General features: G+C 59.0%; 15 protein-coding genes. 13 read left to right on the top strand and 2 right to left on the bottom strand.

The annotated features are described in order from the left end of the window. The first annotated feature begins 114 nt into the window (after positions 1-114). The gene (locus tag HM1_RS02015; RefSeq protein WP_012281591.1) at positions 115-897 is read left to right on the top strand and encodes a threonine/serine exporter family protein; all 783 of its coding nucleotides are present in this window, start codon (positions 115-117) and stop codon (positions 895-897) included. Continuing rightward, on the top strand, positions 897-1331 hold the full coding sequence (locus HM1_RS02010) for a threonine/serine exporter family protein (RefSeq protein ID WP_012281590.1): 435 nt from the start codon (positions 897-899) through the stop codon (positions 1329-1331). The genes HM1_RS02015 and HM1_RS02010 overlap by 1 nt, the downstream gene beginning before the upstream one ends. 267 nt (positions 1332-1598) lie before the next feature. Here the strand turns inward: HM1_RS02010 and HM1_RS02005 are convergent, their stop codons facing one another. Continuing rightward, on the bottom strand, positions 1599-2339 hold the full coding sequence (locus HM1_RS02005) for a TerC family protein (RefSeq protein ID WP_236995031.1): 741 nt from the start codon (positions 2337-2339) through the stop codon (positions 1599-1601). Positions 2340-3000: 661 nt separating this feature from the next. On the opposite strand from HM1_RS02005, the gene HM1_RS02000 reads away from it, so the two are divergent. The 4 genes from HM1_RS02000 (at position 3001) to HM1_RS01985 (ending at position 8000) form a co-directional block, all read left to right on the top strand. Next, entirely contained in the window at positions 3001-4497 is a 1497-nt protein-coding gene (locus HM1_RS02000; RefSeq protein ID WP_012281588.1) for an acetyl-CoA hydrolase/transferase family protein, read from the top strand. Between the two features lie 483 nt (positions 4498-4980). Further along, positions 4981-5778, top strand: a complete 798-nt coding sequence (locus HM1_RS01995) for a carbon-nitrogen family hydrolase (RefSeq protein WP_012281585.1) — start codon at positions 4981-4983, stop codon at positions 5776-5778. Positions 5779-5837: 59 nt separating this feature from the next. Further along, positions 5838-6821, top strand: coding sequence for a phosphodiester glycosidase family protein (locus HM1_RS01990; RefSeq protein WP_012281584.1), 984 nt, complete (start codon positions 5838-5840; stop codon positions 6819-6821). 3 nt (positions 6822-6824) lie between these two features. Beyond that, on the top strand, positions 6825-8000 hold the full coding sequence (locus HM1_RS01985; protein ID WP_012281583.1) for a hypothetical protein: 1176 nt from the start codon (positions 6825-6827) through the stop codon (positions 7998-8000). A gap of 31 nt (positions 8001-8031) precedes the next feature. Here HM1_RS01985 and HM1_RS01980 read toward each other — a convergent pair whose 3' ends face one another. Further along, positions 8032-8844: a type III pantothenate kinase gene (locus HM1_RS01980; RefSeq protein WP_012281582.1), complete on the bottom strand. Its 813-nt coding sequence runs from the start codon at positions 8842-8844 to the stop codon at positions 8032-8034. Positions 8845-9100: 256 nt separating this feature from the next. Between HM1_RS01980 and HM1_RS01975 the strand changes: the two genes are divergently transcribed. From HM1_RS01975 to HM1_RS01945, 7 genes are all read left to right on the top strand, one after another. Continuing rightward, positions 9101-9883 carry an MBL fold metallo-hydrolase gene (locus HM1_RS01975; protein WP_012281581.1) on the top strand — a complete coding sequence of 261 codons (783 nt, stop codon included), beginning with the start codon at positions 9101-9103 and terminating at the stop codon, positions 9881-9883. 255 nt (positions 9884-10138) lie between these two features. Then, positions 10139-11047: a copper amine oxidase N-terminal domain-containing protein gene (locus HM1_RS01970; RefSeq protein WP_148207055.1), complete on the top strand. Its 909-nt coding sequence runs from the start codon at positions 10139-10141 to the stop codon at positions 11045-11047. A gap of 221 nt (positions 11048-11268) precedes the next feature. Further along, positions 11269-12045 (top strand): HlyD family secretion protein, encoded by a 777-nt coding sequence (locus tag HM1_RS01965; RefSeq protein ID WP_012281579.1) that lies wholly within the window; start codon positions 11269-11271, stop codon positions 12043-12045. A 29-nt stretch (positions 12046-12074) separates the two neighbouring features. Further along, a complete protein-coding gene (locus tag HM1_RS01960; protein ID WP_012281578.1) occupies positions 12075-13205 on the top strand; it encodes an ABC transporter permease in 1131 nt (376 codons plus the stop codon). Positions 13206-13626: 421 nt separating this feature from the next. Beyond that, positions 13627-13833 (top strand): 4Fe-4S binding protein, encoded by a 207-nt coding sequence (locus HM1_RS01955; RefSeq protein ID WP_012281576.1) that lies wholly within the window; start codon positions 13627-13629, stop codon positions 13831-13833. Positions 13834-13850: 17 nt separating this feature from the next. Beyond that, a complete protein-coding gene (locus HM1_RS01950) occupies positions 13851-14954 on the top strand; it encodes a 3-methyl-2-oxobutanoate dehydrogenase subunit VorB (RefSeq protein ID WP_041313104.1) in 1104 nt (367 codons plus the stop codon). A 3-nt stretch (positions 14955-14957) separates the two neighbouring features. Continuing rightward, entirely contained in the window at positions 14958-15707 is a 750-nt protein-coding gene (locus HM1_RS01945; protein ID WP_012281574.1) for a thiamine pyrophosphate-dependent enzyme, read from the top strand. Position 15708: the final 1 nt, after the last annotated feature.

Raw genomic sequence — 15708 nt, 5'->3', positions numbered from 1 at the left:
ACAGTCTATGAAAAAAATCGTTTGAAAAATGCCAAGGGCTAAAAACCGCCGGGCGGTTTGCGGCACTTGGCATTTCTTTGTCCGGGAGGGTACAATAAAACCTGGAGGGAGAAGATGGAACGTCATGATGTGCTCCGCCTGGCCATGGATGCCGGGGAAATCATGCTTGTCAACGGTGGGGAGACCTATCGTGTCGAGGACACGATCCGGCGGATCTGCCAGGCCGGGGGATTGTCCGGCGCTGAAGCCTTTGTCACCCCGACGGGTATTTTTCTGTCTGTCGACGGCGCAGGCGGTGATCCGCCCCTGTCGCTGGTACGGCGAATTCCCCAAAGGACGATCGACCTCAGCAAGATCGCCGGGGTCAACGACTTCTCCCGCCGTTTCGCCGCCGGGCGGATGGCGGTGGACGAAGGGATGCAGGAACTGGCGGCCATCCGTCGCGAGGTAACCCATAACCATGGGCGCACATTGTTGGCGTCGGCCGTCGGCGCTGCCGCGGCGACGTTGCTGCTCGGGGGATCTCTCGCCGACCTCTTTCCGGCTGCCCTCGTCGGCGCCGTCACCATGGGTCTGTTGGACCGGTTGACGGTCTTGCAAACAACCCACTTTATCAAGGAATTTGCCGGCGGCGCCATTGCCGCCGTGATCGCCTTGCTGCTCTCAGAGTCGGTCCGCCTGGCCGGGGGACAAGCAGGGCTGTTGCATCCCGACAAAATCATCCTGGGCACCCTCTACCTGCTGGTGCCGGGCGTGACCTTCACCAATGCCGTCCGCGATCTGATCGCCGGCGACCTGGTCTCCGGGGCGGTGCGGGGGCTCGACGCGCTGCTCGTGGCCGGGGCGTTGGCCGGCGGCAGCGGCTTCGTGCTGGCCTTCTGGGGAGGCGGTTTTTGATGGCCCTCTTGCTCGATCTAGCCCTGTCCTTTATCGTGACGGCCGCCTTCGGGGTGCTTCAGCAACTGCCGACCTGCACTTTGCTCCCCGCCGGGATCCTCGGCGTTGTCGGCCGGTCGATCTATCTCGGCGTCAACGCCCAGGGCCAGTCTCCCGTCATGGGGTCCTTTCTCGGCGCTGTCGCCATCGCGGTGCTGGCCGAGGCGCTGGCGCGGTGGCAAAAGATGCCTGTCATCGTCTATGTAGTCGCCAGTTTTATTCCCCTCGTTCCCGGCCTGATCATATATGAATCGATGGGCGTCCTTTTGCAGGGTGAATATACGCGGGGGATCGCCCTGGCCACGCAGGCAGGCCTGATCGCCGTCGCCATCGCCGCCGGGTTGGCCATCGTCTCTTCTGTAGCCCGCTTTTACAACCGCCTTTATCATCGGTGATGGAGAGGCGCGCCGCTTTGACTACGACGCCCTCGCATCGACTGCCCGGATCGCCGTGCGCTTTCTCGATAACGTCATCGATTGCGGCGAATACGGTCAACGTCTCCCACCACCACAGCGATTGCTAGCCTGCCAACCTCCGCACCCGCTCCGGAATCGGTGGGTGGGTGCTAAACAGGCTGGCCAGGGAAGACCCGGACAAGGACTGCTGTTGAGCAAGGAACAGGAGTTGACCCAGTTGATCATCAAGCTGCTGGGAAAGGGTCTCTAGGCTTCTTCTAGAGCCGTTTTTTTCTTTTGACGCTCATTGAGATACCAGCCGAGCCCCAGGACAATCGCCGTGACGACGGCGGCGACCAGCTTTTCCTCCAGCAAAAGGGGCGACAGGCTGGCTTTTTTCAGGAAAGCGAAGACCAGCGGGTCATGGATCAGCATTTTACCGGCCGACCAGGCCAGGATGCCGGAGCCGCCGTAGAGGATCAGGGGGAAGCGGTCGATCAGGGTGAGGAAGAGGCGGCTGCCGTAGACGACGAGGGGGATGCTGACAAGGAGACCGAACCAGAGCAGGCCCGGTTTGCCGTGAGAGACGCCAGCGACGGCGAGGACGTTGTCGAGGGACATGACTGCGTCGGCGATGATGATCGTCTTGACGGCTTGCCAGAGGCGCTCCGGACCGGCCACGTCGCCGTGGTCGTTCTCCTGGATCAGGAGCTTGATGGCGATCCAGATGAGCAGGAGCGCGCCGGCGGCTTGCAGGAGGGGCACCTTCAGGAGGTAGATGATCAGGGCGCCGAGGATCATCCGCAGGCCGATGGCGCCAGCTGTCCCCCAGACGATGCCTTTCGTGCGCAGTTCCGGCGGCAGGTTGCGGCAGGCCATGGCGATCAGGATGGCGTTGTCGCCGCTGAGGATCAGGTCGACGAGAATGATGCTGCCGACGGCCATCCAGAAGGCGGGGTCAGAAAAGTCGCTAAGCGTGATGCCGCTGAGTTGGCTGAGCAATTCCAAGGGAGGCACTCCTTTCCAAAGCAGATTGTCGTTTTATATAAAAAGACCTTTGACTCAAAGCGTTAGACTTTGAATCAAAGGTCTTGCTAGCGAAGCACGCCCTGGCGGCCAGGTTTTACAACCGGTTGTTGACCGACCAGTAGGAAGCTACTCCCCTTTGAAAAACCATTTATTTTTACCTGACGATCATAGTATACCCCAGAAACATTCGCAGATCAAGCGCCTAGTCAGGCATTATTAAGAAATATCCGTCACAAGCTGGGCTTGCACGATAAAATAGGGCCTGCATGATTCAGCGAGCCTATTGCCGGTTCCACTGGCTACAGGATCAGATCGAGCAGTTGTTGCACGCCCAGCGTTCCCATGAGCCCAATCAGGCCGATATACACCGTGGCTGCGACCGTCATCTTCCGAAGGTATGCAAAAGGAGAATGCGAAGAAGGTCCTGCTGCTTTTCCGTTTAGGCTTGAACCTACCCCTTCGCACGGGTAAAAGGGCGAAGGGGTTTTTGTTCGTTATTTCACTTCTTTTCGCATTTATTCGACTATTTTCAGAACGGTGAATAAGTGTTGAAATTCACAAGCGCCTATGCTACAGTTAAAGTACCCTAGTGGTCTGATCATTGTACCATACTACGATGTATTATGGGGGGTTCGGAGTGATGCTCTCGCAGCGCTTGCGAAACGAGTCTTTTAAAGATCGGATTATGTCTGCCGAAGAAGCCGCCATGCTGATCGAAGACGGCATGACACTCGGATTCAGCGGTTTCACGCCGGCCGGCGACGCCAAGGCGGTTCCTGTCGCCCTGGTTGAGCGCGTAAAAAAGGAAGGCAAGCCTTTCAAAATCAACCTCTTCACCGGCGCGTCCATCAGCTCGAAAGTGGACAGTCTGCTGTCTGACGCCGGCATCGTCAATATGCGCCTGCCCTATCAGTCTGACAAAGGGATGCGCAAGAACCTCAATGCCGGCAAGGTCCACTACATGGATCAGCACCTCTCTCATACGGCTGAACTCTTGCGCTCCGGCGCGCTGCCGCCTGTGGATGTGGCGATCATCGAGGCTGTTGCCATCACCGAAGAAGGCCACCTGGTCCTCAGCACCGCCGTCGGCAACAGCCCCATCTTCGCCCAAATGGCGCACACCATCATTGTAGAACTGAACCTGGCCCAGCCGCTGGCCCTGGAAGGCATCCACGACATCTATATGCCGGCGCCCCATGGCGAGCGCGAACCGATTCCCTTGAAACACCCTGGTGATCGCATCGGCACGACTACCCTCGCCGTCGAACCCGATAAGATCAAGGCTATCGTCGTCACCAATCAGCCTGACGTGAACGCCGCCATGGCGCCGGCTGATGAAGAGACGGCCACCATGGCCAGCCATCTGATCAATTTCCTGCGTCAAGAAGTGGAAGCCGGCCGCCTTGGCCCCAACCTGGCACCTCTTCAGTCCGGCGTCGGCTCTGTCGCCAACGCTGTCTTCTACGGTTTTCTCGACACTGATTTCACCGACCTGGAAGTCTACTCGGAAGTACTCCAGGACGCTGTCTTCGAATTGATGGACGCCGGCAAGATCAAGGTGGCTTCCGGCTGCTCCCTCACTATCTCACCGGCTAAGCATGATGAGGTGTTGGAAAATCTAGAGAAGTACCGTGACCGCCTGGTCCTGCGGCCGCAGGAACTGTCCAACAACCCTGAGATCGCCCGCCGCCTCGGCCTGATCGCCATCAACACGGCTATTGAGGTCGACATCTACGGCAACGTCAACTCGACCCACATCATGGGCACCCAGATGATGAACGGCATCGGCGGTTCCGGCGACTTCGCCCGCAACGCCCGCCTGACCTTCTTCTGCACCAAGTCCACCGCCAAAGATGGCAAGATTTCCAGCATTGTGCCCATGGTCTCCCATTGTGACCACACAGAGCATGACGTCGATGTCATCGTCACTGAGCAAGGCCTGGCCGACCTGCGCGGCCTCAGCCCCCGCGAGCGCGCACTGAAGATCATCGAAAACTGCGCCCACCCCGTGTACAAGCCTCAACTGATGGCCTACTACGAAGAGGCGCTTCAGCGCGGCGGCCATACGCCCCACGTGATTGAGAAAGCCCTCTCCTGGCACGCCAAGTTCATCAAAGAAGGCACTATGACGGCCTGATACAACAGGCCTGATAACCGCAACGACAGCGGGGAGCCGATCCGAAGAAAGGATCGGCTTCTTTTTTTCTCAGCAGGCTGCTCCCGTACAGCAAAGGGATCCGCCTGAACAGCCGCTTATGAAGGAATTCTCTTGTTGTCGGCGGAATCGAGTGCTAGACTATTCATGTTATGCTCGGTCTTACCTGGGATCTGCGACTGCCGATTGTCACTTTTATCGGTTCTGTCGCCGGCACTCCCGTATTGACAGTGCTGCTTTCGAGGATGGCCAAAGGGTGTGGCTTCGCCGGTGCCGACGACGGTCTCGGTATAAAAAGTGCCCTCTTGGTATAAGGGTGGACAGAAGGGCATATAAATTCCAAAAAAAGTAAAAATTGCAGCGCCTTTCGTCATGCGATCCCTTGGTCACCTGCCAGCAGACGGATCTGTTGGAAAAAACTGTTGATAAAATTGTGGATATTGTGAATTATTGGGAGGATGTCAGTTGAAAGTCGGACTTTTACAGTTTAACGTATGCAGCGGCGATCGGAAGGCGAATGTAGAGACGGTAGCGCGGTATATGGCAGAGGCCCGAGAAGCGTGTCCGGATGTGCTGGTTCTTCCAGAGATGTGGACGACAGGTTATGATTGGGTCAACTTGGCCGCGCTGGCTGATGACGGCGAATCATTCGGCGCTCTGCTTGCCTGTTGGGCCAAGGAGACGGGGGCGACGATCGTCGGCGGTTCCTCCCCCGTCGGCGCAAATGGACGTTACGCCAATACCCTTTATGCCTATACCCCGGAAGGGGAGCGGATCCTCTCCTACGAGAAAGTTCACCTCTTCGGCATGATGGGGGAGGAACGCCACCTGGCTGCAGGTTCCTCCACCGGCAACTTTTGCATTGGCGCCGTTCCCTGCGGCGCTGTGATCTGCTATGACTTGCGGTTTCCGGAGTGGATCCGCAAGACCGTGCTGGCCGGATGCGAGATCCTTTTCATCCCCGCCCAGTGGCCTCTCTCCCGCCTCGACCATTGGCGCATTCTCTTGCAGGCGCGGGCGATCGAAAATCAGTGTTATGTCATCGCCTGCAACCGTACCGGCAGGGATGAACAAGGCGTGGCTTTCGCCGGTCATTCCATGGTCATTGACCCGTGGGGGGTCATCGCCGTCGAGGCTGGCGAGGAGGAAGGATGGATTTGGGGGGAGATCGACAGGGACAAGGTCGAGCGGGTTCGCCGGAAGATGACCGTCTTTGCCGATCGGCGGCTGGATCTGTACGATTTTTGCCATTGCCCGTCCTAGCGGCGAAACGTATAATCTAAGATGTGGAAGCGCCTGTGTGATTTGTGGGGGGGACCCGGTTGAAATCATTTTTCAAAAATACTGCCCTCTTCATCGTCATCAATCTCCTGGTGGGCGTGATCATGGGACCGTTGCTCCTGTTTTATGGTCCTATGCCAGCGTTGCGGCAGATGGTGGTCGGTTCCATCGTGACGTCGCGCCACGGTTTTGTGGCCGAGTGGTTCTTATCGACCGAACGCATCAGGGAGATCCTGGGCCCGTCGGAGGCAGAGGATATCCGGACGACCCCGCTGAGCGGATTCGCGGTGTCCAAGGCCAACAACAAGGGCAATGACCGCATCGAGGTGGAGGATATCCAGGGATATCGCTTCACCGGCAAGGTGATGATCGTCCACGACCCCCTGCGGATCAAAGTGGCCGTGTCGTCGAAGCTGGGAGAAGCCGGGGAGACCGTTCCTGAGATGGCTCGGCGAGAAGGGGCGGTAGCGGCTATCAACGGCGGCGGTTTTATCGACCCGAACGGCCAGGGAAACGGCGCCTATCCTGACGGGATCACTGTCAGCCGGGGCCAATTCATATCTGTCATCGATGAGGATCAGAAAGAAAACATCATCGGCATCACCAAGAAAGGCCAGATGATCGTGGGCCGCTATTCGGCGCGGGAATTGCGCAGCATGGATATCAGTGAGGTCGTCACCTTCGGCCCGCCCCTCGTCGTCAACGGCAGGCCGACGATCACCTCCGGCGACGGCGGTTGGGGCGTGGCGCCTCGGACCGGCATCGGCCAGCGGTCCGACGGCTCGATCATCATGGTCGTCATTGATGGCCGCCAGATCGGTTCCATCGGCGCTACGCTGCGGGAACTGCAGGACCTGTTGCTCAAATACGGTGCCGTAACAGCCGGTAACCTTGATGGCGGCGCCTCGACGACGATGGTCTATAACGGCAAGGTGATCAACCAACCGTCGAGCGTCTTTGGTATCCGCTACATCCCCACAAGCCTCGTCGTCTTGCCTACGAATCAGTCCAAGGGAGGAATATGAGAGATGCGTAAAACCATCAAAGCCGTCGGCGCGATGGTCCTCGCGGCTGTCCTCCTGCAAGGCGGCGTCTTTTGGTTGCTGGAAAACTGGGCGGCCCAGGCCGTCAACCCCGATGATCACCCTGTGTCGGCGGGAAAAAGCCAGTGGCGGCAGGTCAAGGTGAAGGCGCCGCTGGAGCGGGCGCGGCAGTTCTCTTTGTCCCATAGAGGGGAGTACCTTGTTTGGAACGACGGCGACGGCTTCACCGTCTGGGACATCGAAGAAGGACGTCCCTTTTACAGTGAAAAGATGCCTCCCGGCCAGCGAGTGGCCTTGGTGCAGTGGCTGAATGATCGCAACCGCCTCTTGTTGATCACAGAGCAGTCGGCGGCGCCAGTGAACCTGCCTGCGCCCTCCTCGAAAGGGAAAACGGCCAACCAGGTGTTGGTCGATTCGATGAACCGTGTGGACAAGCGTCCCATGCCCAGCAATCCCTCCTCTAAACAGCTGGAGTTTTCCTTTTTGAACGCCGACGGGGGGCAGCGGATCTTCTCGACGCGTATCCGCGGGTTGACGGCTGCCGATGAGGTCAAGGAGGCTGTCGTGTCGACCCAGTCGAACCTGCTCTATCTTACCCTGGGCGACTCTCGCCAGACGACGGGCCTCTACCGGGTGGATATCCAACACGACGCCGCGAGGATCGCCCTTCGCGCCGGCACGAATGTCGAGCGGCTCCGCGTGAATCCTGCGCAGGGGCAGGTCTATGCCGAGTTCTGGAGCGGAGACAGCGCCAGCAAGCCTTTCGTGCAGGGGATCAAGGGAACCCAGTTGATCAATCCGGCAGCGGGACAGGCGCTCAACTACCTGCTCGTCGGCATGGACGCCAAAAACAACCTCTACCTGGGGCAGGGACCGGGCCGTCAGGTGCAGGAGCTGTGGGTTTGGAACGGTAAGAAATTGGAGAAGAGCATCCGTCTGCCCGAGACGGCGCACCGCGACCGGATGCTCGTCGGACCGGAGGGCCAGTTGGTCGTCGTGGATGAACCGAAGTCGATGTTGAAGGTCTACCCGAAGGGCAGTGAGAGCCCGTCCGTCTTTTCTTTTGCTGCGGGCGCTCGCTTGATCAACAGTGACAACCATTTTGTCGGCCTGATTCTCCCCGGATCGGCAGGCGGCGATCTATGGCTGTTTACGTTCTAACGGAGCGGGAACGGGGCGCCTGATCAGAGCTTTACCGTGGCCTGATGGCGCGCCGCGATAAAGCCGCCGGCCGGTTCCGTTCATAGAGTAACCGCAGGCCCTCCAATGTCAGTGAGGGATGAATATGGTCCACGGTGGCGCAGCCGCGGCCGATCAGTTCACCGAAGCCGCCGGTAGCGACAACCTTGACGGGGGAATCAGACGATTCCCCCATTTCGTTTTTAAATCGGCGGACCAGTCCGTCCACCATTCCCACATAGCCATAGTAGATCCCGGACTGCATGCCGGCGACGGTGTTTTTGCCGATGGCCTGTTCCGGCTCGGTGATCTCCACGCGGGGCAGTTTGGCCGCATGCGCCACCAGCGCTTCCACCGATATGCCGATGCCCGGGCAGATCACCCCGCCGAGGAAGTCCCCCTTTTCGTTGACGGCGCAGACGGTCGTCGCCGTTCCCAGATCGACGATGATCACCGGACCGCCGTAGAGGGAGTAGGCGGCGACGGCATTGACGATCCGATCCGGACCGAGCGCGCGGGGATCATCGATCTTGATGTTCAGCCCGGTTTTGATGCCCGGTTGGACGAGCAGGGGCTGGAGGCCCCAGTAGTCGCGGAACATCTTGATCAGGACCGGGTTGACAGGGGGGACGACAGAGGAGATGGCCACCCGGTCAATGTCCCCCATCGCGATTTGTTTGGTCTCTAGGGCCTCCAGCATGAGGATGCGGTATTCGTCCACCGTTTTGCGGCGGTCTGTCGCCAGGCGCCAGGAGGCGCTTTGTTTATCATCGTCAAAGACAGCGCAGACGATATTCGTATTCCCGATATCCAGAACGAGCAGCAAGCTGATTCCTCCCGTTGTCGCCGGTTGCGTTTATACCCTTCGTTGTCTGGCGATGGTTCTTTGCCAGGCTATGGTCATAGTCTAGCGGGAACTTGTCTCTAAGGCAATCTCTCTTCCCGTTCAGCAGGCCTTCTCTTCTTAAGAGCAGGAGATGACACTAGTTTTCACGAAAATGGAGAGACTACCAATGCCCGAAATGGCCGCGATGTTTAACGGCCAAAGGGCGAGCGGCGAAGCCGACTGAAAGGAGTCTGCTATGTTTCGCATCACTTTTTTCGGAACGGGGAACGGGTTGAGTTACCCTAACCGGGAAAACACCTTTTTTCTGGTGCAAGTGGGTAAGGCCTATTTGGTCGACTGCGGTGGCGCGCCCTGGCCCAAATTGGTCAAGGCGGGCCTGCGACCGGATGACCTGGGCGCCATTCTGATCACCCACGGCCACCCCGATCACACCTATGGGTTGCCGGCCTTGATTCAGAGTCTCTGGTTGGCCGGGCGAAAAAAATTGTTGCCCATCTATTTTCCGGCAGGGGCGAGAGGCATCGTTCAGGGACTGCTCGATCTGTTTGAATTGACGACGAAGCCGAACATGTTCCCCATCGCATTCCGGGAGCAACCGTTGGAGGAGAGGGAGACGGAAGCCTTGCAGGATGGTTCACTGACGGTTTCCACCTTCCCGGCTATCCACGGCATCCCGACGATGGGCGTATCCTTTCTTGATGAATCGAAGGAGGGGCTCGAAAAAAGCCCCATCAAGGTGGTCTACTCGGCTGATACCGCCTACAACCCCCTCCTGGAAACAGTGGCCTTGGAAGCCACCTGCCTCATTCACGAGTGCAACGGCGCCGACAAGGCCGCCGGCAAGCACTCCTCCCTCCACGATGTGGCGCGTTTGATGAAGAAGACGAATCCGAAGCAGGTGGCGATTGTCCATCTCACAGAAGGGGAGGGCTATGAGCGGTTGATGGCCCAGTACGGTTTGGCGCAACCGCGTTTCATGATCGCTGAGGATGGGATGAGCATCCGGGTGGCGCAGTGATCGGAATGCCTCTCTGCCGGCTTGCTGGGGCCGGCGTTTTTTTACGGAAAGCCATGTTCATCATCGCTTGCGACCCGACAGGTCGTGAGCGTTTTTGATTTCGGCAAAGTCTCTGCCTGCATCGGGGGCAATGCCAGGGAGTGCGAAGAAGGAAAGGGTATTTCATAAACAGACAAATGGAATAATATGCCATAAAGCGGCGTATAATAGACTGAGCTTGTTTTTTTACCGTATCGAGCTGGTGGGGGAAATAGATTGAGACGGATCGGCAGAAAAATGTTTTTTTTGGCAGTAGCCCTTTCGCTCATGCTTCTGGTTTCCTCCGAGTGGAGCGAGGCCCAATTGGCTGCGCCTCCCGGGCGATCGAGCGCAGAAAGGCGGCCTGTCATCGTGCTGAACGGCTTGCCGATGGAATTCGCCCCTCATCCCCGCATTGAGCGCGGCTATATCCTGGCGCCAGTTCGCCCGCTGGCGGAGGCGCTTGGGGCCGAAGTCACTTATGACAATAAAAGCCGGAAAGCCGTCATCCGGCGCGACAACCTTTGCCTGGAGGTGCAGGCGGCGCCGCTGAACCGAAAATGGCAGCCCTGGGAACGGGGCACCCGTGCTTCCGGCAAGATCGAGGATGACCGCATGCTGGTGTCTGTCTACTGGCTTGCGCGCCACCTAGGCGACGGGTGGGTTTGGGATCGGGAGACGGCGACCGGCTTTTTGCGGGGCGGCGCTCCCTGGCGCGATGAGGATTATGTGGCTTTTACCCGGTGGGCGGAGATCCTCTGGATGCGGGCGGCGGCGAGAGAAAACACGAAACTGCTCAAGGAACGGGGGCTGCAACCGCCGCCGACCATACGCCGCGAGGAGGATCTGCAGCGATTTCTCGGCGCCTACTGGTCACACGACAACGTTCATAGCTTATGGGAGAGTCGGTATGCCGACAAGGAGTCGGCGGTTGCAGGCAGACCGGTAGATGGTGTGGTCATCGACGCGACGACGGTTCATAGTTGGCGCATTGTCAGTCGGACGCCTGAGGAGGTGCAGGTGGAGGGATATCTGTCGGGAGCGGGGAAGTACGGCTTTTTGGACCAGAAGGTGACCTATGTCCTCCGGCCTGACGGGAAGGGGGCCTTCAAAATTCAGGAGCGGCGTGTAGGCGCCTTGATTTGAACGGTTTTTATCAGCAGCTTGTGACGACAATTGTCTGCCAGTCTGTCATGGTGATAGCCACTGCGGTCGAAGTGCCGTTGTGGCTGTTTTTTTGTGCGATTTGACGATAGGTTCACGGACAAAATAAATGCAGCGAAGCAGGCAGAAGCAGCGGACAGCGGTGAGGCATCAGAGGTAGCGGGAGGCGGCGAGAAAATGGGATGTTCGGAAGGAAGCAGAGCTTGCGCGCGAAGAAAGCGATCATTTCCTTGGCTTTGACGTCTCTTCTGGGGGTCGCAGCCTTTCTGCCTGACTTACCCGAACAGCCCTTGTCTCGGCTGAGCCGCACTGAACCGAGCCGTTACGCCGGTTTTGTAGAGGCCGATGTCTTTACCGTGGTAGCGGAAGTGACCGGGCGGATGCAACGGCTTTCTGTACGAGAAGGCGACACGCTGGCGGGGGAGGATGTGGTCGCTCAGATAGATGATACCTATGCCGAACTCCGCGTTCGGCAAGCCGAGGCCGCTTTGGCATTGGCGCGGGCTTCTGGCAGGGTTGGCGATGCCGCTGTCTCACCGGCGCTCTTGGCGGCCCAGGTCGCGCAAGCGGAACATTCCCTGGAGTTGGCCCGCTTAGAACGGGATCGCTGTACTGTTCGGGCTGGACGGGGAGGAACGGTGCAGCGCATCCACGTTCAGCCGGGTCAGACGATTGGTCCTGGCGCGCCGATCGCCACCCTCATCGACCGGCAGGATCTCAAGGTGCGCATCTTCGTCCCGGCAGAGGCGTTGCCTCAGTTTACTCCGGGCGGAAAGGTCCGTCTGGTCGAGGGGATGGAGACTTTTGCCGGAACGGTCGAACAGGTCAGTGAACAGGAGGAGTTTTCCTCCTTCATCGTTGGCGGCTCAGGCAAATCCGGCGACCGTGTCTTCGCCGTAAAGATCGCAATCCGAGAAGGCTGTGAGCGTTTGCGGCCGGGAATGTCTGTCCAGGTGAAGCCAGACAACGGAGAAGATTGAAGCGAGCGAAAGGAGTTGCCCCTGACACGTTGAAAGGCATACGCCGGACGCCCTTTTGGTCTGTCTTTCGCAAGGAGTTCCTTCATCTCTGGCGGGATCGGCCCAGCCTTGCTATGGCGGCCGGCATACCGTTGATGATGCTCTTCCTTTTCGGCTACGGCGTCAATCCTGATGTGCGGCGCTTGCCGACGGTCGTCTGGGATCAGTGCCGCAGCGCTGAAAGCAGAGAACTGCTGCAAGCCTTTGTCAACACCACCTATTTCGAGTTGAAAGAGAGCGCCGGAGGTTATGGTGATATAGGCCAGTCGCTGGCTGCCGGTCGGAGCCGAGTGGCCTTGATCATTCCGCCTGATTTTGCCGCCAATTTGCAAGCCGGCCGACTGGCGACGATTCAGGTGCTGCTCGATGGGACAGAGCCCCAGTCGACCCGTCAGGCCTTGCAAGTGGCCCAATCGCTCGTGCAGGCGCACGGTGCGCAGATGTTGCGCCAGAAAGAAGGAGCTCTTCAGCAGTCTTTTCCCTTGGAAGCACGGATTGGAATCTGGTATAATCGGGAGTTGAAAACTCACTTTTTCACGATTCCTGCCCTGATCGGTCTGATCATGCAGAACGTGACGATGACGTTGACCGCCTTTGCCCTCGTTCGGGAAAAGGAGCGGGGCACCATGGAGCAGTTGATTGTCACGCCGGTCCGTCCTGCCGAACTGATCCTGGGCAAACTCTGCCCCTACGTCATCGTTGGCATGATCTCCTTCACACTCGTCCTGAGCGCCGGAAGCGCATGGTTCTCTGTTCCGGTCCGGGGGAGCCTTCCCTTGCTGTTTGGACTGGCTTTTTTATTTGTCCTAACGTCCCTCAGCATCGGCATGCTCATGTCGACCTTCAGCGACAACCAGTTGCAAGCGATGCAGATGGCCTTCGCCTTCATCCTGCCGAGCATCCTCCTCTCCGGCTTTGTCTTCCCTCGCGAAACGATGCCTACTCCGATCCGCATCCTGGGTAACTTCATTCCCCTGACGGACTTTTTGGTCATCCTGCGCGGCATCTTCCTGAAGGAGATCGGGATGGGGGAGTTGTATCGGGAGGTTTTGTCGCTAGCGGCTTTTACGGTCTTTTTGTTTGTGGTGGCATTGCGGCGGTTTCGGAAGCGGCTCGATTAGGGGGCCGGGGGCATTGGACTGTTCGCTAAGCGCTCCGCGGCGGCTCCCTTGCCTGTTCCGCTTGGGCGCCAAACCTCTGGGCTTTTCTGCCTGTGAACCTTGGCGCCCTTACCGCTCCACAGGCTGCGGTCGTTCTTCGCCGCTACGCGCAAATCGCTCACAGTCCAATACATCCGGCCAGGGACAGGGACGGATGGGGATACAGTCGTTCTTCGCCGCTACGCGCAAATCGCTCACAGTCCAATACATCCGTCCTGAGACAGGAGACGGTTGGGGCTACGTCCGCCCATAAGCGCAAGGGCTGCGATCACCTACCACTGAATCTACGCTAAGGCGGAGAGATAGATCTTTTAATCACAAAATATTCGAAACCTTTCGAATAGATAGACCTAACAAATCATCAGCCGGGGAGGTGTTGTTGTTGCCGAAAGTCATATTCCGGGAAGAACGTTGCAAGGGGTGCCGCCTCTGTACGGCCGCCTGTCCGGCGGGGATCGTCGTCATGGATGAGAGCCGCCTGAATGCCAAAGGGTTTCAGCCGGCCGTGGTGACCGATATGGAGAAATGCAGGGGATGCGCCCTATGCGCGCGTGTCTGCCCTGATCTGGTCATCGAAGTGGAGAAATAGGAAGAAAGGTGATCAACATGGCCGAAAAGGTGCTGATGAAAGGAAACGAGGCCCTGGCCGAGGCGGCTATCCGAGCCGGTTGCCGTTTTTTCTTCGGCTATCCCATCACGCCCCAAAACGAATTGCTGGAGTACATGGCCCGCCACCTGCCGGAGGTGGGTGGGACCTTTCTTCAGTCGGAGAGTGAGATCGGCGCCATCAACATGGTCTTCGGTGCCGCCTGCGCCGGCGTTCGCGTCATGACCTCCTCGTCTGGCCCTGGCATCAGCCTCAAGCAGGAGGGTATCTCCTACATCGCCGGGTCGGAAGTGCCGGCGGTCATCGTCAACATCATGCGCACCGGTCCGGGCCTTGGCGGGATCGCCCCCACCCAGAGCGACTACTTCCAGGCCACCAAAGGGGGCGGTCATGGCGACTACAGGTTGATGGTGCTGGCGCCGGCCTCTGTCCAAGAGATGGTCGACCTGACGGCGCTGGCCTTTGAAAAAGCCGACGAGTACCGCAATCCCGTCCTCATCCTGGGCGACGGCGTCCTCGGTCAGATGATGGAGCCTGTCGTCCTGCCCGCTCCGTCGCCCGAGAAGACCGTCGAGAAGCCCTGGGCGACGACGGGGAAAGGGGACAATGAGAAGGCGAAACTGATCACTTCCTTATATATTCAGCCGGAGGAAGCAGAGCGCTTTTGCGATCACCTGCGTGCCAAGTACAGCGCCATGGAGGAGCGGGAGACCCGCTTTGAATGCTACCGGACTGATGACGCTGAGATCATCGCCGTCGCCTATGGCACAGCGGCGCGGCTGTGTATGGCCGCAGTCGATATGGTTCGTGAAAAAGGCATCCGCGCTGGCCTGATCCGGCCGATCACCCTGTTTCCCTTCCCGTCAGCGCCGCTTCGCAAAGCCGCCGAAGGCGGGGCCTGGTTCCTCACGGTGGAACTGAGCACCGGTCAGATGGTGGAAGACGTGCGCTTGGCCGTCGGCGGCCGGCAGCCTGTCGCCTTTTACGGGCGTTCCGGCGGCATGGTCCCAGACCCCCGGGTGATCGCCGCCCGCCTGGAGGAACTAGCTGAAAAAAAAGGGAACGCCGAGACGGCGCAACCAAACGAGGGAGGAGCGGCCTAAGCGATGGGAACAAAAGTATTCAGCCGGCCCGACTGCCTGCGCGATGTGGCCTCCCATTACTGTCCGGGATGCCACCACGGCATCATCCACCGGCTCGTGGCGGAAGCCATCGATGAACTGGAACTGGCCCCCCGCACGATCGGGGTCGCCCCTGTCGGTTGTTCCGTTTTTATCTACGATTACATCGATACAGACTTCATTCAGGCCCCGCACGGCCGGGCGCCAGCCGTCGCTACCGGTGTCAAACGGGCGCTGCCGGACCGGATCGTCTTCACCTATCAAGGTGACGGCGACCTGGCTGCCATCGGTACGTCGGAGATCATCCACACGGCAGCCCGAGGTGAGAATGTGACGGTCATCTTCGTCAACAACGCCATCTACGGCATGACCGGTGGCCAGTCAGCGCCGACGACGCTCCTCGGTCAGTCGACGACGACAGCCCCGCAAGGCCGCGACGCCGGCGCTGACGGCGCACCCATCCAGGTCTGCGAGATGCTGAACACGCTGCAGCGCCCCGCCTTCATCAGCCGCGTCTCTGTACATACGCCGGCTCAGGTGGTGCGGGCGAAAAAAGCGATCCGCCGCGCCTTCCAGTGCCAGCAGGAGGGAAAAGGCTTCTCCTTCGTTGAGGTCCTGTCCGCATGCCCCACCAACTGGGGGATGACGCCCTTGGACGCCAACAAGTGGCTGGAGCAGTATATGCTGCCTTACTACCCGATCAAGGATTTCCGGATCCCCGAGGGGGTGCAGTAAG

The sequence above is a fragment of the Heliomicrobium modesticaldum Ice1 genome, from assembly GCF_000019165.1.
Taxonomy (GTDB): domain Bacteria; phylum Bacillota; class Desulfitobacteriia; order Heliobacteriales; family Heliobacteriaceae; genus Heliomicrobium; species Heliomicrobium modesticaldum.
This window is presented reverse-complemented; position numbering and strand designations above follow the sequence as displayed.